The sequence below is a fragment of the Lysinibacillus sp. NPDC093692 genome (assembly GCF_050280125.1).
Taxonomy (GTDB): domain Bacteria; phylum Bacillota; class Bacilli; order Bacillales_A; family Planococcaceae; genus Lysinibacillus.
In genome coordinates, this window is the sequence record NZ_JBNNUW010000020.1 from 23,128 (window position 1) to 47,313 (window position 24,186).

The following is a 24,186-nucleotide window of genomic DNA, read 5'->3' on the forward strand; positions in this document are numbered from 1 at the left end:
ATTTAGCGACCGAGCTCGATAAAAAATATTAATATGATTACACCGACAGACGTGAACAATAACATGTTCAAATCAATTTTTTCATACTATAAAAACATGCAAGTCTCGAAGGGGTGTTGTATGTATTTTTTTACGAAAGGCTTAGTCATTCTTATAGGAAGTGTCGCGATATCATTAGGGATTAATCTATTCTTAACGCCCTATCAAATTTTAGATGGGGGTGTCGTAGGGATAGCGCTTATTTTACATTATTTATATAACCTTAAAATAGGTTTAATGATCATCATTATTAGCATCCCGATTTTTATTATTTCTTGGTATAAATATAGAGCGTATTTTTACAATAGTATACATGGGTTATTCGCATCTTCTCTTAGTATTGATTTGTTAAAATCTGTTCGGAATTTTATTCAAGTAGATGCCCTCTATAGTGCTATTTTTGGAGGGGTACTTATGGGTTTTGGTGTTGGTTTGATGCTCAGATTTCAGACAAGCACTGGTGGTACAGATTTGATTGCACAATTTTTAAGTGAAAAGACTGGAATTAACGTCGGAATCCTTATTTTTATAATCGATTCCATGGTCATTGTCGTAGGGGGATTGCTTTTATCTACTAGTACATTATGGCTTTCCATTATTACAATTTTAGTAGTAGGGATTACTACAAGTATCATGACTAGTCGTGTTTAATAAAAAAATAGCTTCAGCAGCACTGAAACTATTTTGAAATTCGTTATCGTGAGCTCTTCATCATTCGCTTTTTCGGATGAGCAGGCTTCACTTCTGCTATTAATATGGCGAGTAAAATCATGACAGCCCCTATAACCATACGGCTTGTTAATACCTCATGTAAGAATATAACGGATAGCACCATGCCGAAGAAGGATTCTGTAGATAGGATAATAGCTGCCTTTGTAGCAGACGTATATTGATTCGCAACATTTTGAAAAAGATAGGCAAGAGTCGTTGAAAAAATGGCTAAATAAATAATCGAATAAATGGCTTCTTTTTCAAGACTGGTTGGGATATCACCTTGACCGACAACGACCAAAACACCTAAAAATGATGCTGTGAGAAATTGAATGATCGTAAGAGTAATGGCATCTTCTTTTTGGACAAATAGGTTTGTACAAAAAATATCAAAGGCAAAGGCGACAGCGCAAGCTAAGGAAAGCGCATCTCCGATATTCATTGTTAGTGAGCCTTGTAGAGATAGAAAACCGATACCGACAATAGCTATTATCGAACCGATAATTTCATAGCCATCTATACGACGCTTGTAAACCGCAAACGCAATTAATGGAACAATAATGACATTGACAGCAGTTAAAAATGCATTTTTAGAGGGTGTTGTATATTGGAGCCCTACTGTTTGAAGGGCGAAGGCAATATACAAAATGGTCCCTAACAAAATACCTTTCCAGATAACAGATTTAGAAGCTTTTTTTAATCTAAATCCAAATAAGACTGTCAGTATAATTGAGGCTAATAAAAATCTACCTGCCATTACTTGATAGGCTGTTAAATATTCCAATGCAATAGCCGTTATTACAAATCCGCTACCCCAAACGATTGCAGTGACTAATAGCATACCGTCAGCTATGTATTGTTTCATCATTCTCCCTCCTAACTTCAATAGAATAGCATGAGATGGAAGAAAATAGTTTGATTTTAATTCTAAAAATTCAGGCGTTTTTTTGTACTTATTCCAAAGCTGTCATTCGACATTCGCTTTGCTATGTAATAAGTACAATTTAACGGCTGCAGCTATACGCTCATAAAAAACATAATCATTTTCTAAAGGTGCTACTAGCTGACGTATTTTAGACATACGATAACGGATTGTGTTTGGATGGCAGAAATGCGCAACGGCTACTTCTTTAATATTTCCTTGTTTTACGACATAGGTGATTGCTGTTTTCATTAAATCCGGATCAATCTTTTTCTCAAGTAGGGGACCAAGATAGCTATTTACATAGTCCATAGCAAATGTAGCATCCTTACGATGTAATTCAATTAATAACCAATCGGAAGCGAGGTTCTCATAATGACATATAGAAGCCGATTCAATTTCAGCCATAATACGTGCATAAAAGGCTTCACGAACAGCAATAGGGAATTCTGATTGTGTTATGTGACAACGACTATAGCCAAAGGTCAATGAATTCGTCGAGATGGTGTACATCGTTAACCATTCATTGAGAAGTTTTTCAAATTGAAATTGCTGTGATGAATGGGTCATTACAATAAAGAGACTCTTTTTATAGGTACAAATCAACCCAAATTTCAATAGAGGCTCTAATTGAAAAAGAGAGTGCATCCATTGGCTATTTTCATGATCTTGCGATTGAATGTTAGCAACAAATACATACTTGTCGAAGGGCTTATTGATTTGCTGTAAAATAGACTTTATTTGTTCATCTGTTACGTTTTCCTCCATTAGACGTCGCACAATCGTTTCTAAAAAGAATGAATAGTCCTTTGTTTTTGCATAGGCCATCGTTTCTAAAATAATCTTTTCAAAAAATTCATCTCCGCCAAATCGCAAGATCGGAAAATTTTGTTCGTCTGCATAGACTAACACTTCCTCTGGTAAATCCTCAAAGATGACGGGTTTATAAGCTAAAGCACTTGCCCCTAGCTCAATAAGGCTTTTCACGGCATGCATTAAATACTCTGGCTTGTGCTTTGCGAATAATAAACTGCTTAACACAACACTATTCGGTGTGAAAACCGCTTCTCTCACCGTCTGAATATCGGGTGAAAATTCAAAGTCTAGAATTTCGACATTTTGAACGGGTTTATGTAAACCGTTACGACCGGCAACGACTGTAAATTGTTTTGTAATAGGCAGTTGTAAAAAATTTTCTACGTTCATTACAATATCAAGCAACCTTTCGTGTGATTGAGTATCTATTACTTATTATAGAAGCACTTGTCAGTAAAATACTATTAGTATCGCTGAATAAACTACATCGTTCATTAAACGAATTGGGACAGGCGTGGGCAAGCTCGTAAAGATTTGAGCTTGCCCACAGTCATTTTTTCATACCTTGATTTATTCGCGACCTAGATAGGCTACTTTTACTGTACATATACTATTGTAATTTCTGAGGCGTCATTTACTTCTTTAAAACTGTAATGCATTTTTTATTAAATTCGGTTTTTAGGGAATAATCAAAAGGAATAATCCGAATTATTATAGGAAGTTATCAATCTAAATAAAACATACTTGAATTATAGGGATTATAGGTATATAATTCGATTTACATTATAATTAAACTTCTTAGGAGGCTGTCCATTGTCTACATTACAAATTATTCTTAACGTTGCCGTGTTACTCGTGTTCGTTGGAATTTTATTTTATATGAATAAAAAGCACGTTAAGTTTTCAAATCGTGTATTTACTGCGCTAGGCTTAGGTATTGTACTTGGTCTTGGATTACATTTAATATATGGTATTGATTCTGATGTTTTAGCAAAAACAACAAGTTGGTACAATATTATTGGTACTGGCTACGTTAAATTGCTACAAATGGTTGCAATGCCATTAATTTTTATTTCCATCTTAATAGCCTTTACGAAAATGAAGGTTGGTAAAAACTTCGGGAAAATGGCAGCTCTTATTTTAGTCATTTTAATCGGTACAACTGCTGTTTCAGCTGCTGTCGGTATTTTTTCGGCAACAGTGTTTGATTTAGATGCTTCTCATATTATGCAAGGTGCTGCAGAGGCAGAGCGTGGGGCATATTTAGAGGAGAAAACTTCTGGATTAACTGCACCGGATTTACCAACACAAATTATTGAGCTATTCCCAGCAAACCCATTCTTAGATCTAACAGGTGCCCGTTCTACATCAACAATCGCTGTTGTTATTTTTTCAGCGTTTTTAGGTTTTGCTTACTTACGTGTAGCACGTAAAGATGAAGACACAGCAGCGACTATTAAAAAAGGCTTAGATGCAATCTATGCACTAGTAATGGGCGTTGTAACAATTGTCTTACGTTTAACACCATATGGTATTTTAGCAATTATGGCGCGTACAGTTGCAACATCTGATTTCGGAGCAATCTACAATCTAGGTAAGTTTGTTATTGCGTCGTATGTAGCGTTATTTATCGTGTTATTAGTACACTTATTAATTCTTACTTTAAGTGGTTTAAATCCATTTACGTATTTAAAAAAATCTGCAGAAACATTATTGTTTGCCTTCACTTCACGTTCAAGTGCAGGTGCATTGCCGATGAACATTAAAACACAAACAGGCCGTCTTGGCGTACCAGAAGGTATTGCGAACTTCTCAGGCTCATTTGGTTTATCTATTGGCCAAAATGGCTGTGCTGGTGTTTATCCTGCAATGCTAGCGATTATGATTGCACCGACGGTTGGGATTAATCCACTTGATCCAATGTTTATCATTACTGTAATTGCAGTAGTAGCAGTCAGCTCATTTGGTGTAGCTGGTGTCGGTGGGGGTGCGACATTCGCAGCCATTCTTGTATTATCAGCACTTGATTTACCAATTGCACTTGCGGGTATATTAATTTCTGTTGAGCCATTAATCGACATGGGCCGTACAGCTCTTAATGTAAGTGGTTCAATGACTGCAGGTGTCACAACTGCACGTATTACAAAAGAATTGGACACTGAAATGTACAATGATAAAGAACTAGGTGCTCAAGTGTCGGATTTATAAAAAGCCAATTTCATTACAGAAAAAAATTTGTAGCTGACGCTTTGCTTTCGCTACATAAGACATTTTGCTGAATGAAGGATAAAGAGCTACTTTCAATTGAGAGTAGCTCTTTTTATATCCAAAAAAAAGAGGGGTGTTATATAAGTAACAGCCCACTTTAATGATAGGGAATCTATTCATCTCTTTATATGATTTTTACATAAAAATCTTTACCGTTAATAAGCTCGGTCAGTTCAATGTTGTGATTTGTTTTATAGTAATTATAAATATTACGTGCTAACCCAGAGTGTCCATTTAAATATGTTCCCTTTTTAATCTCTTTGCCTGGATTATGGAAATCAAAATACAAGCGAGAATTGGGGCACATTGCATCCAAAATTGCTTTAAATTCTTGTGCTTCAATATGAATCCCACGTGTATATTTGCATTCTCTGCGGTACGTATCATGAGAAACGTTCACCGGCGACGACTCAAGAACCATTTCGATTTTTTTACTCAAATATTAGCAGCTCCTTTTTAGAAATTAGCACTGAAGGGTAATAAAAAAAGAGGTAAAATCTTTTTAGCAAAGACTTGCTTCTCTAAATGCTCATCACCTAAAGTTTGGGATGATATTTGTTAAAAGGAATACTATTTTTATAAGTTGAATGGAGTGGAGACTGGACGCCCCCAGGAAACTTTGCACTGTGCGAAAGCGAAGCGTCAGCTACAAAGCGCCTAGTCGGAACGGAAATCAACCTCACGCTAATGAGGTGATACGTGAGTCTATGACTGATATAGTCTTAGTATATAATTATCAGAAAATTATAGCAATATCTTTTCTACCAATTTTGTTGCTGTATTTCTTCTGCTACTACTTGTAAATCATAAGCGGTAATCATTAAAAGGGAATAATCGTGTGTTTCCATATATTTTTCTGCTAGACGTTTCATATACTTCGGGGAGCCTTCGTTTTCTTCGTCGTAAATTAGCAGCAGACCATCTGTATTTTGGATAATGAATTTATCTTTTTCGATAAATTGCCATGGCGCCTCGTATGGCTTTTTCGTAACACTCGTCACAAAGTCTGCTTGCGCTACTAATGCTTGATATTTTTCTTTTTTATGGTCCTGCCAATTTTTCTCCTGCTCTAAAAAAGGAGTGATAATAGCATATTTTAAATGTGGAAATTCCTTTTTTAACGTAAGAACAACCTCAACACCCCATGTTTCAACACCTTGCTGACCACTAATAATGACCCATTCTAAACCTTCGTCTATCAATAGACGAAGACGGTTTTCGAGTGCTTTTTTTATGATGGCAATGCCAGGGTGCTTGTCATTAAAAATACCTAATTCATGTGGTCTGTAGCCAGTCATAACGATTCGCTGTATCAATACGAAAACCTCCTAAGCTAAGCTTTATTAAAAATAATTATACAATAAGAGTGGGTAGAAAGGCGGCGTGAGAGATATTATCGACAAGGATGTTCTATTAGTACAATAACAAAATGGGGAACTAATATTGCGATTTTCTAGGAATAATTTAGTGTCTGCCCTTTTAAAATAAGTGAAATTATAAATCTATTTTTCAATAAAACTAAATAAAATCCCTTTGTTGTTAAAAAAAGTATATACATTATAATTATAACTATGCAATTAAATTATAAATGTTATATAACAGATTGTGATCTGTTCTACGAAACGGTTGTTCTGTATATTTTTATCGAGATAATTATTTCTGGATAGAAATAATTATCTCGATAAAAATATTTTATTCTGCTTTATGACTGAAAAGTAGTTTTATTTTTAAATAATTCATTTTTCTGAAAATATTGTTGCCTTTTGTCAATAATTAAGGTTATAGTTAAATAGAGTTGAATTTCTGTTAATTTTCATTTTGATTTATAACAGTAACTATAAGTAAAATATGCATTTTAGTAAGGGGTTTGATAGAGTGATTCGATTTCAGAACGTTAATAAGCATTATGGAGATTTCCATGTCTTAAAAGATATTAATTTAACAATTGAAAAGGGGGAAGTTGTTGTTATTATTGGCCCCTCTGGTTCCGGAAAAAGTACTCTGCTTCGTTGTATCAACCGTTTAGAAACTATTTCTGATGGATTATTAGAGGTAAATGAAGTGGAGATCAACAGTAAAAAAACAGATATTAATGATTTGCGCAAAAATATTGGTATGGTATTCCAACATTTTTACTTATATCCGCATAAAACGGTTTTACAAAATATTATGCTAGCTCCTATGAAAGTTTTAGGAAAATCGGAAGAAGAAGCGAAGAAAACAGCGCTATACTATTTGGAAAAAGTAGGTATACCGGATAAAGCGAATGCATTCCCATCACAATTATCGGGGGGACAGCAGCAACGTGTTGCAATTGCACGTGGTTTGGCTATGAGCCCTGGCATTATGTTGTTTGATGAACCGACATCTGCGCTTGATCCAGAAATGATTGGAGAAGTATTGGATGTTATGAAAGCGCTAGCACGAGAAGGAATGACGATGGTAGTTGTGACACATGAAATGGGTTTTGCTCGCGAAGTGGCTGATCGAGTGATTTTTATCGATAAGGGCCAAATTTTGGAGGATGCTAATCCAGCTGAATTCTTTAGTGAACCAAAAGAGGAACGCGCTAAATTATTCTTAAGCAGGATTTTTAATCATTAATAATTTTTAGAGAAAAGAATAGGGGGATTTTTTCAATGTTTAAAAACAGAAAATTTTTAATGTTTATGCTATTTGCTGCTCTTTCTGTACTTGTCCTAGCAGCTTGTGGTGGAGATGATAAAGGAACTAAAGATAAAGATTCTAAAGGTGGTAAATCGACATCTGCATTAGAAGCTATTAAAGCGAATGACAAAATTGTATGGGGTGTTAAAAACGATACAAAGTTATTTGGTTTGAAAAATCCAAGTACTGGTGAGATTGAAGGATTTGATGTAGATATTGCTAAAGAGATTACAAAAATCATTCTTGGTGATGAGACAAAAGTTGAATTTAAAGAAGTAACATCTAAAACACGTATACCAATGTTAAATAACGGTGATATTGATGCAATTATTGCAACAATGACGATTTCGGAAGAACGCCGTAAAGAAGTTGATTTCACAGATGTTTATTTTGAGGCAGGTCAATCTCTATTGGTGAAAAAGGGTAGCAAGATTAAAAGTATTGATGATATAGATTCAAGCACAAAAGTAATTGCTGTTAAAGGCTCTACATCAGCAATTAACATCCGCGAAAAAGCACCAAAAGCTCAGGTTTTAGAGTTTGAAAACTATGCAGAGGCATTTACAGCATTAAAGGCTGGCCAAGGTGATGTATTAACAACGGATGACTCCATTTTATATGGTATGGCTTCAGAAGATAATAGCTTCGAATTAGTTGGTGGTAAATTCACAGAAGAGCCTTATGGAATTGCAATGAAAAAAGGTAACGATGATTTTGTAAAAGCTGTTAACGACGCGCTTGCAGAGTTAAAGTCAAATGGTAAATATGATGAAATCCATGACAAATGGATTAAAAAGTAATCTATTATAAAATATTTGATTAAATGAAGCGAGCAGTCATATGAATAACCTTATGAATGTGATATTCAATAGGTGTATGACTGCTTGTTTTAATTTGGTTATTTAGTTTTATTCAGCGGGTGTTCACACGCCCGTTGAATAAAGTTAAAGCTTCTGGTGAAGGTTATGCATTTTTGGGATACGCCATCCGAAATGAAAATGTAACACAGAGCGTATTGGATTGGAGTGAAAATGGAATGTTGGATTTTACTATTCTTACTGAAAATATCGGGATGTTTCTTGAGGGTTTTAAAAATACTTTGATTGTAAGTTTGTTGGCCTTAATCGGTAGTTTTATTTTAGGGACATTAATTGCTGTATTTCGAATTGCACCTATTAAACCTTTGAATTGGATAGGGACAATGTACGTAGAATTTTTCCGTAATATCCCGCTGTTAATTATTTTATTCTTTATCTTTGTGGGATTACCTGTTCTAGGTGTTCGTTTTAGTGGATTCCAAGCAGGTACAATTGCGTTGACAATTTATACAGCTGCTTTTATCGCAGAGGCTATTCGGGCTGGTGTTTTGTCTGTCCATAAAGGGCAAACTGAGGCGGCACGATCTTCGGGTTTAACATATGTCCAAACGATGCGTTATATCATTTTACCGCAAGCTATAAAAATTGTTATTCCACCATTAGGTAACCAATTTTTGAATTTGGTGAAAAACTCATCGGTATTAACCATTGTTGCGGCAGGTGAGCTAATGTATCAAGGGGATTTAATTTCTTCAAGAACTTTCGTAACTTTTGATGTATATATTTTTATAGCACTTTTTTATTTAATTATTACGCTACCGTTAAGCTATGGTGTCAATCGTTTAGAAAAAAGCTTAGCGAAGAGCAATTAGTGGGGGGTTAGATGGATGGATTTTATTGGAGCATATAGCCCTGATCATATTGTTTTCTTGTTGAAAGGTTTTTGGATAACGCTTAAAGTTGCGGGTATATCTATTGTTCTTAGCTTTCTTCTCGGGGCAGTTTTAGGTATTGTTCGTTATGCTAAGATACCTGTATTGGCGCAAATTTCTGCTTTCTTTGTTGAGATCATAAGAAATTTACCGCTATTATTAATTATTTTCTTTGTATACTTCGCTTTGCCGGAAGTAGGCATGAAGTTAAGTATTACCTGGTCTGCTATTTTGGCTCTAACGATTTTTGAGTCGGCGATGCTAGCGGAAATTATTCGCAGTGGCTTAAACTCTGTACATAAAGGACAGATGGAGGCTGGGCGTTCGTCTGGATTATCTTATACGCAGACATTATGGCATATTATTTTGCCGCAGGGTGTACGAAGTATGGTACCACCGATTGTAAGTCAATTTATTTCGCTATTAAAAGATACATCACTAGCGGTTGTTATTGCACTACCAGAGATGATGCATAATGCTCAGGTGATTAATGCGCAAAATATTAATTATATTATTCCGATTTTCCTTTTAGTCGCTGTTATTTATTTTATTGCGAATTTTGCACTTTCTTTAGTTGCGCGACGCTTAGAATTAAATATATAAATTCGGTAAAATAACCATGTGAATCATAAAAGTCTGATGCTGAAATTTAGAACGCTTATAAAACACCCCTAAGCTTTGATACATCCATCAAAGTTTAGGGGTGAGATTTTTATTTATAAATATTTCATTCTATTAAAACGCAAACAGTGTTAAAACTACAGCAACAGCAGTACAGATTCCTAAAAACCACCATGTATCAGTAAAGTCCTCTTTATAGTCGCTATTCATGTAAAGTACTTCCTTTCTGTTTTGTCTTTATCTGTCCGTTCCAAGACCAATTCGTCCATATACGTAGTACGGTTTCGAATGGTCCGCGTTTAAATTTCTTGAAATAGGCAAGGCTGAAAACACATTGCAAGCTATACACGACGATTCCAAATAAAATACCGCCAAATACGCCTAACTTGCCGTATAAGCCTAGACCATATCCATAAAATACTGTTGTACAAATAATGGTTTGCATTAGATAATTGGTTAAAGATAATTTACCGACACTTTCAAAAGCGGGAGCGAGACGTTGTACAGTGCGAGTTTTGTATAGTAAAGCTGCAAGGCAGACATAGCCAACTGCTAATATTTCAGATCCACCTGTTAACAACATTCCAGAAAAATTGCTTTCTATAAAACTTAAACTTTTACAAGCTAGCCCTATTGGAACAAGCAGTGCGCCAAGCTTATACCATTTCTTTTCATCGTCCATATTCACAAAAGCTTGCTTTTTAGCGAGTCCCATGCCGAAAAGGGTCAATGAAGCGGTAACCATTGGTGCGATAAAAACTAATAAGAAAATGACTAAGCCTGCATCATCCATACCTGGAAGTGGAGTATTTGCACGGAAGTCATAAATGTCTAAGTAACTTCCATTAGCGTATACATGGTCGGCTTTCTCTACATAGGTTGCTATTTCTTTCTGTTCTTTTTTAGTTTCTTCTGTGGAACCAAATGGTAAGCTAGTAATAAGTAATAAGAAGATGCCAGCCCAAATAAATAAAGTTTTTGGTTTGCGATTAATAAATGGAATTAAAAACAATATCATAAAGCCGTAGGAGAACAAAATATCTCCTTCCCATAAAAGGGTTGAATGTAGTAAACCTAAGGCTATTAACCCAGTTGCGCGGCGTAAAATGGACCATCGACTCTTATCTTTTTTTCTACGAATAGACTCTATAAGTTTAATAAGAGAGAAGCCAAATAAAATGGTGAAGATCGGCATAAATGAACCTTCTATAAAGATTTTTACAAAATACAGGGCTCCATTATCGAGGGCGGAAAGATCTTTTAGTTCATCTTTGCCATACATGCCAAATTGGAAAATCAACAAATTTGCCATTAAGATGCCGAATAAGCTAAACCCACGCATTGTATCTATGAAGGTAACACGTTTAGTTGTCATTGCGTTTTATCTCCTTAATTGGTTATCTTATACATAGTGTAGTTGGTAAAGCTTATGGGGAAATGATGGCTACCTTAAAGTATTCTTAAAAGAAGGTGATAGCATGCAAGACGTGTCAATTTTAGTATTAGAGGATGAACGGGCAATTGCAGAAATGATTGAAATTATTTTAAGAAAAGAAGGTTTTTTAAACATTACACTCTGCGACACTGTTCAAGAAGCAAAAAAGAAAATGGAAACGCAAGTGTTTGATTTTTATCTATTAGACATTATGCTTCCAGATGGTAGTGGACTGGATATGGCGAATATGATTCGAGAGCAAAGTGAAGCACCTATATTCTTTTTAACTGCAAAAGGTAGTGATGCAGATAAGCTTCGTGGTTTTATGAATGGCGCAGACGATTATATTACGAAGCCATTTAACCCGCTAGAGCTTGTTGCGAGGGTTAAGGTGCAACTGACAAGATATATAAAGAAAAAAGATGTGCCAGAAAGTCATATATTTTCATGTAGTCGGTTTACATTCGATGTCGATGCAGCAGAGGTAACTGTAAATGGTACAAAGGAAATTATTAGCGGTAGGTTATTTCATCTATTGAAATACTTATGTGAAAATGCGGGGCAAGTATTATCGAAGGAGCAAATTTACGAGCGTGTATGGGGTGACTGTTTGTTTGATGATAATACCGTGATGGTACATATTCGAAAACTCCGTGAAAAAATAGAGAAGAAACCTGGTAAACCAACTTGCATTATTACTGTGAGGGGGATTGGTTATAAGCTTGTTGGAGATGTTCATTCATGAAGCCAGCTAGAAGATTAACCCTTCGTTTTGTGTCTTATTTTATCTTTTTTTATTTACTAATTATTACAGGGTTTATTATAAGTTTGGTGTTTTTCGCAATCTTTATCAATAGTCATGTCGGTGACGATATTCATATAATGTCTTCCTCTGAAATTAAAGATGATGCTGTCGTAGAAAAAGGGGATTCCATTAAGATTGCTGATTATTTAGTGAAGCGAGCCGAGGAGAACTTAGGGCAATTATATTTGTTCAATCGATCGATGGACATTGTTGATTACACGGGAGAAACTTGTGAACTATGTGGAATGTCAGATAACGAAATAATGGCTCTTAAACGGCCGGGAATGCACACGTGGGAGATTCCAAAATACCATTTATTATTCCTCCCAGCTTTACCTGTCCAACCTTTTTTTGAGGAAGTAGTTCAGGAGTGGAAGGATAAAGGAGAGATTCCTTCTGAACTGCTCCAGCGTTTACAGGATAAGAAGGTATCAGTTGAAATCTATAATAAGCAGTGGGATCGTGTAGAAGTTATTGGTGAGCGCTATAAAAAACTTCATAAGCCTCAATTGCTCGAAGAAAACTACGATATTTTTGAATACAAAGAGCTTAAGCGAAATGCTTTTTTAGAGGATGGATCGACGCTAGTTGTACGTATGCCCAACCCAGCGTATAAGCCGTTTGACGAGCCTTTTAATAAAGCGATGCTTTTATTTATCTCCATTTTCTTTGGCGGACATATTATATTGCTAATAGGAATTATTTTTTTATCGGTTAGCATTTCCCGTCAATTTGTTCGCCCGCTTGTTTATGTAATATCTCGAATCGAGCTACTAGCTCAATTCGACTACAGTAAAGTAATAGATAAAAGTATCCATCATCTGAAGACAGGGAAGTTAAAAAGGAAATTTAAATTATTTGAGCCAGTGGATGAATCGATTAATAATTTATCAAAGCGCCTCTCCTCAAATGAAAGACAGATTAAACATGCGGAGCAATTACGTGAGGAATGGATAACAGGCTTATCGCATGATTTAAAGACACCGTTAAGTTCTATTTATGGTTATTCAACAATGCTTGCTTCTGAGGACTATGAGTGGACGAAGGAAGAGATGCGCGTCTTTGCAACTACGATGCAGGAAAAGGCAACGTACATGGATGCCCTTATACGAGACTTAACATATACGTACCAATTAAAAAATAGAGCGATCCAGCTTGAAAAAGTGCTGATACCACTCGCTGTCTGGTTACCTCAATTTGCAGATGAGCAAGTGTCTGTAAAGGTTTATGGTGATGTCGTGCTAGAAGCGGACGAGCTTTTATTAAAGCGTATTTTGGATAATCTTATAACCAATGCTAAAAAGTATACGCCTGACGGTACAAAGGTGAACGTAGAAGCGCAAAATATAGGGAAGGAAATTATGCTGACAATTGCCGACCAAGGTCCGGGAATTCCCCAAGAGGAGCTTGATAACCTCTTTGAGCGATATTATCGAGGGACAAATACTACAGACGATACAACGGGTACAGGTCTAGGGTTGGCTATTACTAAGCAGCTAATTGATTTACATGGGGGTACCATTAGTGTCCAATCAGGAGCGGAAGGTACAGTTTTTGTATTGAAATTTACATGTAAGTAGTGGTTTTTGATTGAAGAAGTAAAGTGAAACACTGTTATTTAGGGCAGTACAAGTGATGAAACATTCACCTTGTACTGCCCTTTTTGTGATATGAACATTGGAGTGTAATTTTTTAGGGGATTACCCCTATATGAACGGCTCCTTCTTAAAACTATTATTAAGGTGTAAAAGTTGTATACGAAAGACAGCATGATAAGGAGGATACACATATGAAGACTTCTTTTAAAGTAGTCATCGTTGGAGGAGGAACTGCTGGTATTTCAGTAGCGGCACGCTTACTTCGTCAATCTCATTCACTTCAAGGGGAGATTGCCATCATAGATCCTGCGGAAAAACATTATTATCAACCACTATGGACATTGGTGGGAGGTGGTGCGGCAAATAAGTGGGACTCTGAACGTGAGATGCTTTCTGTTATCCCTGAGGGAGCTGTTTGGTTAAAAGAGGCTGTTAGTAGTTTTGACCCCAGTCAAAACCAGGTAATGACACTAGACGGTACAACATACACGTATAATTTTTTAGTAGTTGCTGGTGGGATAGAAATTAACTGGGGTGCTATTAAAGGGCTGAAAGAGGCATTGGGGACTAAAAGTGTATGTAGTAATTATTCTTTTAAGCATGTGGATTATACGTGGGAAACGATCCGTAATTTTAAAGAAGGAACAGCGTTATTTACACATCCAAACTCACCAGTAAAATGTGGCGGTGCTCCACAAAAAATTATGCACTTAGCAGAAGACCATTTTAATAGAGTCAATGTTCGTGACAATATTAACGTTATTTTTGGCTCGGCCAATCCAGCGATTTTCGATGTTTTGAAATATCGTGAAGCGCTTGAAAAGGTAATAGAACGGAAAAATATTGGTGCTCGATTCCGTCGTAATTTAATTGAAATTAAGGCTGAAGAAAAAATAGCTATTTTTGAAAATTTAGATACAGGCACATTAGAAGAAATTAAATACGACATGATTCACGTGACACCTTATATGTGTTCACCTGAATTTATACGGACGAGTGCATTAGCAGACGAATGTGGGTGGGTAGATGTCGACAAGTTTACTTTGCAACATAAAAAGTATAGCAATGTGTTTGGAATAGGTGATAACGCTAATCTGCCAACATCCAAAACGGGTGCAGCTATACGCAAGCAAGCTCCTGTCGTTGCACAAAATCTTATTGCTTTAATGAGGCAACAGCCAATGAAGCAAACGTATGATGGCTACTCTTCTTGCCCAATTGTAACAGGCTACAACAAACTGATATTGGCGGAGTTTGATTACAATAAAGAACCTGTTGAATCTATGCCCTTCAACCAGGCAGTGGAAAGATCTAGTATGTATTTCATGAAAAAGGATTTACTACCTGTTATGTACTGGGATGGGATGTTGAAAGGCACTATGTAATTAAGAATGAAGGGAGGCGACAAGCATGGCTAATGCAACGGTAAGTATGAGCAAGGAATTATATCAAATAATCGAAACGCTTGAGAAGCCAGAAGTTCGAGACTCTTTACAGCGCTTGTTGGAGAAATTACCGAATGTAGAACAAACGATAGAATCAGCAGAAAATGTTGTGGATTTTGGAAAAGCGGTACTAACTGATGACAAGACGATAGATAGATACGAGCAATTTGTCTCTACTTATAATGTAGGCTCAGAAACGATAACAGCTATTGTTCAGCTGATGGAGAAGTTGCCAAAGCTTGTTCAAATCATTCATCAGTTAGAAAACATCATTGATTTTGGTACAGCGATACTTCAGGATAACCAAACAATAGAATACACAATGAATAACTTAAAGAGCTATACCGATTCATACGTCGAAAAAGGCAAGACGAGTATGGAGTTCTTCAAAATGGTACAGCAAAGAGCAGAAGAGAAGCCTCAACATATCAATGTTTTTTCGATTATTAAATGGACGAAAGATCCTTCTGTTCAAAAAACACTTAATTATGTTCAATCTGCACTAGATATTTTAAAAGAAAAAAACTGAGTAAAGGGGAGTTTTACACATGTTATTACGATATTTTTACGATGAGAAATTAGCGCACGCTTCTTATGTTGTGGGATGTCAGGCGAAAGGTGAAATGGTCATTGTTGACCCGATGCGTAATATTGAGCCCTATCTTACTTTAGCAGAAAAAGAAAAGATGCAAATTGTTGGCGCGTTAGAAACGCATATTCATGCCGATTTTGTAGCTGGGTCTCGTGAGTTAGCAGACCGTGCTGGAACAACGATGTATATTTCCGACGAAGGGGATGCTGATTGGAAGTATCAAAATCTTGAAGGAATTCCTCATCAATTATTAAAAGATGGTGATGAATTTACTATAGGTAATCTTATTTTTAAAGTTATGCATACACCAGGACATACGCCAGAAAGTATCTCCTTCTTATTAACGGATCGTGGCGGTGTAGCAGATAAGCCAATGGGGATTTTTACAGGTGACTTTGTCTTTGTAGGTGATATCGGACGCCCTGATTTGTTAGAAAAGGCTGCTGGTATTCAGGGTACATCACTATCTGGTGCTAAAGCGATGTTTAAATCATTAGAACGTTTTAAGGCTTTACCAGAGTACATGCAAATATGGCCAGCTCATGGAGCGGGTAGTGCTTGTGGTAAAGCGTTGGGCGCTGTGCCATCTTCAACAGTTGGGTATGAGAAGCAATTCAACTGGGCTATGCAGTTTGATGATGAACAAAAATTTGTTGACGCATTACTAGATGGTCAGCCGGAACCTCCTTATTATTTTGCTGTTATGAAGCGTGTCAATAAAGTAGGGATAGAACTTCTTAAGAACTTACCACCAGTAAAGGTAGTGTCAAACTATGAAGAGATTACTCGACTTCTTGCAGATGGGGAGCAAGTGATTGATACTAGACCGGCGGAAGATTTCTCACAAGGGTTTATCGCAGGTACGCTAAACATCCCTTACAATAATTCATTGACCAATTGGGCTGGTTGGCTAGTAGATTATTCAAAACCATTGTATCTGTTAATGAATCCTTCTCAACTAGATGATATTTTAATAGCATTGCGTTCTATCGGTATCGACAATGTTGTTGGTTATGGGGATGTGACGAAAGTTTTGGAAGAGGCTACTTCTCTAGATAGTTATGAAAATATAACTCCTTTAGAAGCAAAGCCGTTCATTGAAAGTGAAAAAGTTCATGTGCTTGATGTGCGCAATCAAACAGAATATGATGCAGGGCATATTGAAAATGCTCAACATATTATGGTTGGTACACTAGCTAGACGTTTAGATGAATTGCAAACTAATAAAAAAATTGTTGTTCAATGCCAAGGTGGTGCTCGTTCTGCAATTGCTGTAAGTGTGCTAAAAGCAAACGGCATTCACGACATTGTAAATTTAACAGGTGGCTATATGGCTTGGCAACAAGAGGTAGTGACTAAATAAACGAGGTTGTTCTAAAAGAAAAATAGCATACTAGTAATCCTAGTCTGCTATTTTTCTTTGTTTATAAGGTTTAGTAAGGCGTTATGAGATTCGTCAATGGAATGCTAAACGGATTTAGACAACCTTTTTTCTCGGTAAAAGGGGTTAAAAAATGATTATTGTAAGTTTGAGTATATTCCTTCTTATTATTGGTAGAATTATTTATAAACGGCATATCCCAGTACGTCAAATACAGGAGTGTTTACCGCAAGAGTTGAAAGTAGGAATGGCGATAGTAGATGTACGTGATTATAATGATTCTTACAAATCACCTACACCAAATGCATTAAATTTACCAATTGCCTATTTAGTACGTCACATGCATGAACTACCTAAAAGACCCCTTCCATCAACACAGCTAGAAAAAAATATGAGTGTTCGTATTATTCGTAAAGCGGGGCATGAAGTGAAGAGTTATAGCGTGATAGAAGAAAAAGTATAGGGCCAATTATGCTGAAGTAACAAGTAAACTTAAAGGGAGGCTTTATGCCTTTTTAGCTAGGAGTGTGTTTAGATTGGAGAAAGAACAGCTGAAAAATAAATATTTACAGCAAATATTTCAATATATTCAAGATGGCATCATCATAATGAATCAAAACCGTGAAATTTTAATGATGAATCCCTCGGCGAAGAGGTTATCGGGATGGGAATTAGGAGATCGAGTGCCCTTTTGTTCATTTTGTGAAAATCGTCAAAAATCTCCAAAAGAACATACATGTTATTTAATAGAGCATAATGAGGTTCCTTATTTTTTATCGAAAATGCCGACGTATCATGGTAGTAAGATAGATGTTGAAATGAGCACTGCACTGATGTATACAGACAATAACGAGCAAGCGTTTCTTCTTGTGTTGCGCGATCAGACCCTTCAGTTAAAGGAAGAAGAGGCTCGGATTTCAAAGTTGATTATTAAAAAGTTGATTGAGGCAAAAGAGGAAGAACATAAAAGGCTTGCGCAAGAATTACATGATGGCGTTGGCCAATCATTATATACAATATCTGTTGCACTGCAGGCGGTTGAATCTTATGTCAAAGACAATGAAAAACTAAATACGTATATCGAAGAAGTACGCAATGAGCTAGAGCAAGTAATGAATGATATTAAATTGTACTCCTATCAGCTTCGCCCCCATAGTATAGATCAGTTAGGGATTACACCTACATTAAGCACCCTTGTCGATTCAGTGCAAAAGGTACATCCTGATATTGCTATATCGTTAGAAACAGATTTTGAAGAACGGTGTAATCCATCCGTAGAAATCAATATTTATCGCGTCGTGCAGGAGGCTTTACACAATGTTATTAAATATGCAAAGGCCTCTAAAGTCGTCATTCGCCTCCAAAAGAAAGCTACAAATTTATCACTCTATATAGAAGATAATGGCGTAGGGTTTGATCTACAGTACGTGAAAAAAGAAGGGCTCGGTTTAAAGCATATGGAGGAGCGAATTACACTATTAGGGGGATCTTTTAATATTAATTCGGCTCACAATAAAGGTACTCAAATTAGCATTCAAGTACCTAATTGGAAGGATGACTTTAGATGATTCGTGTTTTAGTAGTAGATGATCATGTGCTGATCCGTAAAGGGATTGTTCTTTTATTGGAAAATTATAAAGATGTACAGGTTGTAGGTGAAGCAGGTGATGGAGCGGAAGCAATCACTCAGGCAATATCATTAAACCCGGATGTCATTTTAATGGACGTATCCATTCCGAATGGGTTAGATGGGTTTACGGCTACTCAAGAGATTCATAAGCAAATGCCTAACGTGAAAATTATTATGTTAACCATGCACAATGAAGTTGCTTATATTCAAAAAGCGATTGCTGTTGAAGCTCATGGCTATATTTTGAAAAATAGTCAAGGTGGAGTTCTCTATGAGGCTATTCGCACTGTATATAGTGGCCGTATATATTATAACGTTGGTATTCCGCAGGAGCAGCTAAATAAATTGTTTGAACATAAAGGGCATGAAGAACAATGCATTTTAACTGTGCGTGAGCAGGAAATAATGAGGTTAACAGTTCTAGGATATACGAATGTCCAAATTGCTGGGCAACTATATATTAGTAGTAAAACGGTTGAAAATCATAAATCAAATATTATGCAAAAACTCGATTTAAGTAATAAAGCTGAGCTTATTCAGTATGGACTTGCAAATAACTATATGTAACAGCGTATTGCGGTTAGGATCTGGTGCAATATGAGAATTGAAATATATGGCTCTACGGCAAAATGAGGGGTTGATTTACTTCCGACTAGCGCTTTCTTGGAGCTGTTGAAGTGGCGACTCCTGCGGGATGAGATTGAAGCCAAGTCCGCGGGAGTCGCCAACTCGGAGTAAAAATTAATCTTTGTTTATTGTTATATTTATTTTTGTCAGCAAGCTGGGATCACTCGAATGATGAGTGATCTTTTTTTATTTTATAGAAATAATTTTCAATATTGTCACAGTGAGTAAAGCTAATAGTGGAAAACCCCTATATGTCTGGAATTACAGTGGGACTATACTGAAGGCACATAAATAAAAGGAGATGCAAGCACAGTGGATATAACATTTATAATTGTGATTTTCCTGATTGGATTCGTTGGATCTTTTGTGTCCGGTATGTTGGGAATAGGCGGATCAATCATTAAATACCCAATGCTACTATATATACCACCACTTTTTGGCTTAGCGGCGTTTTCAGCACATGAAGTTTCAGGTATTAGTGCGGTACAAGTGTTTTTTGCTTCGATTGCAGGCGTTTGGGCATATCGAAAGGGTGGCTATCTTAATAAGCCCCTTATTCTTTATATGGGAGGAGCCATTTTAGCTGGTAGCTTTGTTGGGAGCTACGGATCACAGTTTTTATCTGAAAATGGTGTGAATGTCGTATACGGGATATTAGCCTTGATTGCAGCCGTGATGATGTTTATTCCTAAGAAACAAATTGATGATAAGCCGATGGGTGAAGTAACTTTCAACAAGCCGTTAGCCGCAATTTTAGCATTTATTGTTGGGATTGGTTCAGGGATCGTTGGTGCTGCAGGTGGCTTCTTGCTTGTCCCGATTATGCTTGTAGTTCTTGGGATACCAACGCGCATGACGATTGCTACTAGTTTAGCCATTACGTTTATCTCTTCAATCGGTGGAACAATCGGTAAGCTAATGACAGGACAAGTCGAGTACTATTCCGCAGGTATTATGATAGTGGCAAGTTTACTGGCGGCTCCTCTTGGGGCAAAAGTAGGTAAAAAAATGAATACGAAAATTTTGCAAAGTATTTTAGCCGTACTCATCTTAGCGACAGCGATTAAAATTTGGGCTGATCTATTATGATGAAAAAACAAAAAGTGGTTGCCTATAAATCACATGAAAAAAAGCTAATAATTATAAGTTTTTTAGTAGCGGGGATAATGTTTCTTTCAATCATTGGAAGAATTTTTGGTACCTAGGAGATGAAATAAAATGAATGATTCAGCTGTAATGTGGAGTCGGGCCTTAACAGAGTTAACATTGTCATTCCATATCATTTACGCAACAATTGGCGTTGGTATACCTTTAATGATCATGATTGCTCAATGGGTTGGATTAAAAAATAATGACGAGCACTATTTATTGCTCGCAAGAAGATGGGCGAGAGGGTTTGTGATTACTGTGGCAATAGGTGTTGTCACTGGTACTGCGATAGGATTACAGCTATCACTACTATGGCCAAACTTTATGGAGTTGGCTGGCCAGGTGATCGCATTACCATTGTTTATGGAAACATTTGCGTTCTTTGTTGAAGCGATTTTCTTAGGGCTTTATTTATATACATGGGATCGATTTAAAAATCCAAAGCGACATTTATTATTATTGGTCCCGGTAGCGATTGGTGCTTCTATGTCGGCTGTTTTTATTACGATTGTGAATGCCTTTATGAATGCGCCGCAGGGCTTTGATCTTGTAGATGGAGAACTGGTAAACATTCAACCAGTTCTAGCGATGCTAAATCCTGCAATGCCAACGAAGGTAGCGCATGTATTAGTAACGTCTTATATGACGTCCGCATTTTTATTAGCTTCTATTGCAGCTTATCGTATGCTGCGAGGGTCGAAGCATGTGTATCATAAAAAAGCATTACATCTTTTATTGAAACTTGGACTAGTATTTTCGCTAGCAGCACTAATTGTAGGTGATTTTTCTGGGAAGTATTTAGCTGAATATCAACCAGAAAAATTAGCTGCTGCTGAATGGCATTTTGAAACAAAAGAGGATGCTTCGCTTGTGCTATTTGGAGTATTAGATGGGGAAGAGGTGAAATATGCCATCAAAGTACCGTATGCATTGAGTGTATTGGCGCATAATAATCCTTTTGCAGAAGTAAAAGGTTTAGATCAATTTCCTGAGGACGAACAGCCGCCACTTTATATCCATTATTTGTTTGATGTGATGGTAGTGATCGGAACTTTACTAATTGTCGTTGCAGCTATTTATGTGCTAGGTAAGTGGCTAGGATGGAGGTTCATTTCTTCAAAAAGTTTTAAGAGAATAGTAGTGGCAGGTGGTCCGCTATCGCTTATTGCTGTTGAGGCAGGCTGGTGGTTTGCGGAAGTAGGGCGTCAGCCTTGGATACTGCGTGGTTATATGAAAACGGCGGAAGGTGCTACAACGAGTGGCCAAGTCGATACGATGCTAATACTATTTGCGGGTCTGTACATTGTATTAGCGGTAGGAAGTATCGTTGTACTTATCCGTATGTTCCGTAACAATCCGATTGAACGTGAAATTGAAGAACATAAGCAAGTGGAAGGGTGTGCAGGGCAATGAGCTTAGAAATATTAGGGATTTCAGTACTATGGTTATTTCTATTCGGCTATGTCATTGTCGCGTCCATAGACTTTGGAGCGGGCTTCTTTAATGCGTATAGTGTCTTGATTGGTAAAGATCAAATACTAGCCAATGTTATTAAGCGTTATTTATCTCCGGTGTGGGAAATTACAAATGTCTTCCTTGTATTTTTCTTTGTTGGAATGGTAGGTTTCTTCCCTCAAACAGCTTATTATTACGGCACGATTTTGCTAGTGCCGGTCAGTATCTCATTAATATTAATAGCAATTAGAGGGAGTTATTATGCATTTGAATCCTACAGCGAAAAAGGTGGACATATTGGTTATACAATGATGTACGGAATTACTGGTTTATTTATACCTGCATCACTATCTATTGTGTTAACGATATCTGAGGGAGGGTTCGTGAAAATTGTAAATGAAGAACCACGTTTACAAATTGCTAAACTTTTCACGAATCCGTTAACTTGGTCTATTGTGCTATTAAGTATAGTGGCAGTTTTGTATATTTCGGCTGTTTTCTTAACATGGTATGGGAAAAGAGCACGAGATGAACATGCCTCGAATTTAATGAGAAAATATGCTCTCGGTTGGTCTTTGCCGCTCGTGATAAGTGTAATAGGGATTATGGTGGAGTTAAAGGGACACGTGCCTGAGCATTATGAAAATATGTTAAATTTGAGGTGGCTTTTCGCCATTTCAGGGGTGCTATTTCTTTTAACGCTAATTCTTTTATTTAAAAAGAAAAACTATGGCATAGCCGTCTTTTTAATGGTTGCCCAGTTTGGATTTGCATTTTTCGGCTATGGTATTTCACATTATCCGTATTTACTGTATCCGTATTTGTCGGTCTATGATAGCTTTACAAATGAAACAATGGCGATTGCATTAGTGATAGCGTTTGTTGGAGGATTAGTTCTACTCATCCCTTCACTATATTTAGTAATGAAATGGTTTGTGTTTGATCGTGATTATGCTTGCGGTAAACATGATCACCATGCATAGGGGGAATTATAATGAATCAATTTATTATTTTGTATGCACCTTTTCTTGTAGTAGCTATTAGTATTGCGGTTGGCTTTTGGATAGGACCGAAAGATCGTCAAATTAAGTGATAAATGTATTCATCAATATATGTGAGTTGATTTCCGTTCCTCTGTTGCTAATCCCCAAGGAGTCGCCCAGTCGTAACGAAGATTAACTTATAGGTTTATCAAATGCGCATAATAAATTAATTTAATAGGATAAAAGCCTGAAAAAAGGAGCTAGATGGAAAGTCGTGAATGTTTGACTTTCTATATAGCTCCTTTTGTTTATGTGGTTATTTTAAGCACCGCTCAGATGGTCGCTCAATTTTTACATAGCGCCACAAGCTATTAGCGATGTCACGTGCCTCTTCGGCGTGTACGGTTCCAACGAATGCTTTTCGGAAAGGTGTAAGAAGTGATTCGATAATAAAGAGCTTTGGTTTCTCGCGCTGTAATTCCTCTAATAAGAATTCCACGTATTCTAACCCTTCTACTGTTTCGTTCTTAGCTAATCCTTTTTTAAAGCCTGTTAATTGCTCGATGACCGTTTCCTTATTAACTGTTTTAAAATTCGCGACGTTTTGAATCGTATTGATCATTTCAGTACTAATGATGATTTCTTTTGATTCAAGCATAACGGGTATAATTACGCTAATATTGCGTAATGCTACACGTACAATGGCTTCTCGATTTATATATTTATAGTCAGCGATTAAGACTGCGCGTAATGTAAGGTTAATCATACCAAGTGTCTGTACGGCGCATTCATAGCTGATGGGACTAATTTCTTCTCCGAAAACTTGTACAAGTCGGTTGGCGAGCCACTCCAACTCTTGTAAATAATAGTTTAAAATTATTTTTTTTAATTCGATATCCTTAGAGTGGAAAATCGATTCAAAAATTTGAATTAAATTATGTTCTCGATTGACATACATGAGTACTGCAACTTGCTGTGTTAATACTTCTAAATCTGTAGGATCTTTACCGTAAAGAAGTTCGTGGCGGCGATTACTTGCTTCTTCGCGCCCTTCGTCTAATATGGCGATTAAACATTCATTTTTAGAAGAAAAATGATTATAAAATGTGCCCTTTGAAATTTTTGCTGCACTAATGATGTCGTTCATCGATGCATCCACGAATCCCTTTTCGATAAAAAGAGCGCGGGCGGCAGTGATAATTTGTCTTTTTCTTTTGTTCATAACCTCACCTTTTTTAAAATATTATACTCTTATTCTATATTGAAAATGCTTATATATCAATGTTTTTAAA

The 24,186-nt window shown here is 36.6% G+C and carries 24 protein-coding genes; 18 read left to right on the forward strand and 6 right to left on the reverse strand.

The annotated features are described in order from the left end of the window. Window positions 1–120: 120 nt before the first annotated feature. Entirely contained in the window at window positions 121–690 is a 570-nt protein-coding gene (locus ACQKN4_RS18835) for a YitT family protein (RefSeq protein WP_079562998.1), read from the forward strand. A gap of 43 nt (window positions 691–733) precedes the next feature. On the opposite strand, the gene ACQKN4_RS18840 is transcribed toward ACQKN4_RS18835, so the two are convergent. Beyond that, complete coding sequence (locus ACQKN4_RS18840) at window positions 734–1,615, reverse strand: DMT family transporter (protein WP_427484542.1); 882 nt, start codon at window positions 1,613–1,615, stop codon at window positions 734–736. Window positions 1,616–1,717: 102 nt separating this feature from the next. Next, on the reverse strand, window positions 1,718–2,878 hold the full coding sequence (locus ACQKN4_RS18845) for a PucR family transcriptional regulator (protein WP_427484510.1): 1,161 nt from the start codon (window positions 2,876–2,878) through the stop codon (window positions 1,718–1,720). Between the two features lie 489 nt (window positions 2,879–3,367). On the opposite strand from ACQKN4_RS18845, the gene ACQKN4_RS18850 reads away from it, so the two are divergent. After that, complete coding sequence (locus ACQKN4_RS18850; protein WP_276207771.1) at window positions 3,368–4,696, forward strand: L-cystine transporter; 1,329 nt, start codon at window positions 3,368–3,370, stop codon at window positions 4,694–4,696. A 184-nt stretch (window positions 4,697–4,880) separates the two neighbouring features. On the opposite strand, the gene ACQKN4_RS18855 is transcribed toward ACQKN4_RS18850, so the two are convergent. Next, window positions 4,881–5,195: a hypothetical protein gene (locus ACQKN4_RS18855; protein ID WP_079563002.1), complete on the reverse strand. Its 315-nt coding sequence runs from the start codon at window positions 5,193–5,195 to the stop codon at window positions 4,881–4,883. Between the two features lie 322 nt (window positions 5,196–5,517). Then, on the reverse strand, window positions 5,518–6,072 hold the full coding sequence (locus ACQKN4_RS18860) for an SLOG family protein (protein WP_427484511.1): 555 nt from the start codon (window positions 6,070–6,072) through the stop codon (window positions 5,518–5,520). Between the two features lie 559 nt (window positions 6,073–6,631). Between ACQKN4_RS18860 and ACQKN4_RS18865 the strand changes: the two genes are divergently transcribed. The 4 genes from ACQKN4_RS18865 (at window position 6,632) to ACQKN4_RS18880 (ending at window position 9,776) form a co-directional block, all read left to right on the forward strand. After that, complete coding sequence (locus ACQKN4_RS18865) at window positions 6,632–7,360, forward strand: amino acid ABC transporter ATP-binding protein (protein ID WP_079563004.1); 729 nt, start codon at window positions 6,632–6,634, stop codon at window positions 7,358–7,360. Between the two features lie 35 nt (window positions 7,361–7,395). Continuing rightward, window positions 7,396–8,223, forward strand: coding sequence for a transporter substrate-binding domain-containing protein (locus tag ACQKN4_RS18870; RefSeq protein WP_427484512.1), 828 nt, complete (start codon window positions 7,396–7,398; stop codon window positions 8,221–8,223). 236 nt (window positions 8,224–8,459) lie between these two features. Beyond that, the gene (locus tag ACQKN4_RS18875) at window positions 8,460–9,113 is read left to right on the forward strand and encodes an amino acid ABC transporter permease (protein ID WP_427484543.1); all 654 of its coding nucleotides are present in this window, start codon (window positions 8,460–8,462) and stop codon (window positions 9,111–9,113) included. Between the two features lie 15 nt (window positions 9,114–9,128). Then, window positions 9,129–9,776 carry an amino acid ABC transporter permease gene (locus tag ACQKN4_RS18880; RefSeq protein WP_427484513.1) on the forward strand — a complete coding sequence of 216 codons (648 nt, stop codon included), beginning with the start codon at window positions 9,129–9,131 and terminating at the stop codon, window positions 9,774–9,776. A gap of 220 nt (window positions 9,777–9,996) precedes the next feature. Here the strand turns inward: ACQKN4_RS18880 and ACQKN4_RS18885 are convergent, their stop codons facing one another. Next, the gene (locus ACQKN4_RS18885; RefSeq protein ID WP_079563007.1) at window positions 9,997–11,169 is read right to left on the reverse strand and encodes a DUF418 domain-containing protein; all 1,173 of its coding nucleotides are present in this window, start codon (window positions 11,167–11,169) and stop codon (window positions 9,997–9,999) included. Window positions 11,170–11,272: 103 nt separating this feature from the next. On the opposite strand from ACQKN4_RS18885, the gene ACQKN4_RS18890 reads away from it, so the two are divergent. From ACQKN4_RS18890 to cydS, 12 genes are all read left to right on the forward strand, one after another. Beyond that, window positions 11,273–11,974, forward strand: coding sequence for a response regulator transcription factor (locus ACQKN4_RS18890; RefSeq protein ID WP_079563008.1), 702 nt, complete (start codon window positions 11,273–11,275; stop codon window positions 11,972–11,974). Continuing rightward, entirely contained in the window at window positions 11,971–13,614 is a 1,644-nt protein-coding gene (locus ACQKN4_RS18895; RefSeq protein ID WP_079563009.1) for a sensor histidine kinase, read from the forward strand. The genes ACQKN4_RS18890 and ACQKN4_RS18895 overlap by 4 nt, the downstream gene beginning before the upstream one ends. Before the next feature lie 209 nt (window positions 13,615–13,823). Next, entirely contained in the window at window positions 13,824–15,017 is a 1,194-nt protein-coding gene (locus ACQKN4_RS18900; protein WP_079563010.1) for an NAD(P)/FAD-dependent oxidoreductase, read from the forward strand. A 25-nt stretch (window positions 15,018–15,042) separates the two neighbouring features. Further along, window positions 15,043–15,606: a hypothetical protein gene (locus ACQKN4_RS18905; RefSeq protein WP_079563011.1), complete on the forward strand. Its 564-nt coding sequence runs from the start codon at window positions 15,043–15,045 to the stop codon at window positions 15,604–15,606. 19 nt (window positions 15,607–15,625) lie between these two features. Continuing rightward, window positions 15,626–17,032: an MBL fold metallo-hydrolase gene (locus ACQKN4_RS18910; RefSeq protein ID WP_427484514.1), complete on the forward strand. Its 1,407-nt coding sequence runs from the start codon at window positions 15,626–15,628 to the stop codon at window positions 17,030–17,032. Between the two features lie 151 nt (window positions 17,033–17,183). Further along, entirely contained in the window at window positions 17,184–17,513 is a 330-nt protein-coding gene (locus ACQKN4_RS18915; protein ID WP_427484515.1) for a rhodanese, read from the forward strand. 73 nt (window positions 17,514–17,586) lie between these two features. Then, a complete protein-coding gene (locus ACQKN4_RS18920; protein ID WP_427484516.1) occupies window positions 17,587–18,618 on the forward strand; it encodes a PAS domain-containing sensor histidine kinase in 1,032 nt (343 codons plus the stop codon). Next, window positions 18,615–19,247, forward strand: coding sequence for a response regulator (locus ACQKN4_RS18925; protein ID WP_079563014.1), 633 nt, complete (start codon window positions 18,615–18,617; stop codon window positions 19,245–19,247). Before ACQKN4_RS18920 ends, ACQKN4_RS18925 begins: the two co-directional genes overlap by 4 nt. A gap of 372 nt (window positions 19,248–19,619) precedes the next feature. Then, a complete protein-coding gene (locus tag ACQKN4_RS18930) occupies window positions 19,620–20,396 on the forward strand; it encodes a sulfite exporter TauE/SafE family protein (protein WP_079563015.1) in 777 nt (258 codons plus the stop codon). A 129-nt stretch (window positions 20,397–20,525) separates the two neighbouring features. Next, window positions 20,526–21,869 carry a cytochrome ubiquinol oxidase subunit I gene (locus ACQKN4_RS18935; RefSeq protein ID WP_079563016.1) on the forward strand — a complete coding sequence of 448 codons (1,344 nt, stop codon included), beginning with the start codon at window positions 20,526–20,528 and terminating at the stop codon, window positions 21,867–21,869. Then, a complete protein-coding gene (locus ACQKN4_RS18940) occupies window positions 21,866–22,894 on the forward strand; it encodes a cytochrome d ubiquinol oxidase subunit II (RefSeq protein ID WP_079563017.1) in 1,029 nt (342 codons plus the stop codon). The genes ACQKN4_RS18935 and ACQKN4_RS18940 overlap by 4 nt, the downstream gene beginning before the upstream one ends. Before the next feature lie 11 nt (window positions 22,895–22,905). Then, window positions 22,906–23,004: a cytochrome bd oxidase small subunit CydS gene (gene cydS, locus ACQKN4_RS18945; protein ID WP_386829881.1), complete on the forward strand. Its 99-nt coding sequence runs from the start codon at window positions 22,906–22,908 to the stop codon at window positions 23,002–23,004. A 206-nt stretch (window positions 23,005–23,210) separates the two neighbouring features. On the opposite strand, the gene ACQKN4_RS18950 is transcribed toward cydS, so the two are convergent. Further along, a complete protein-coding gene (locus ACQKN4_RS18950) occupies window positions 23,211–24,116 on the reverse strand; it encodes a TetR/AcrR family transcriptional regulator (RefSeq protein WP_079563018.1) in 906 nt (301 codons plus the stop codon). Window positions 24,117–24,186: the final 70 nt, after the last annotated feature.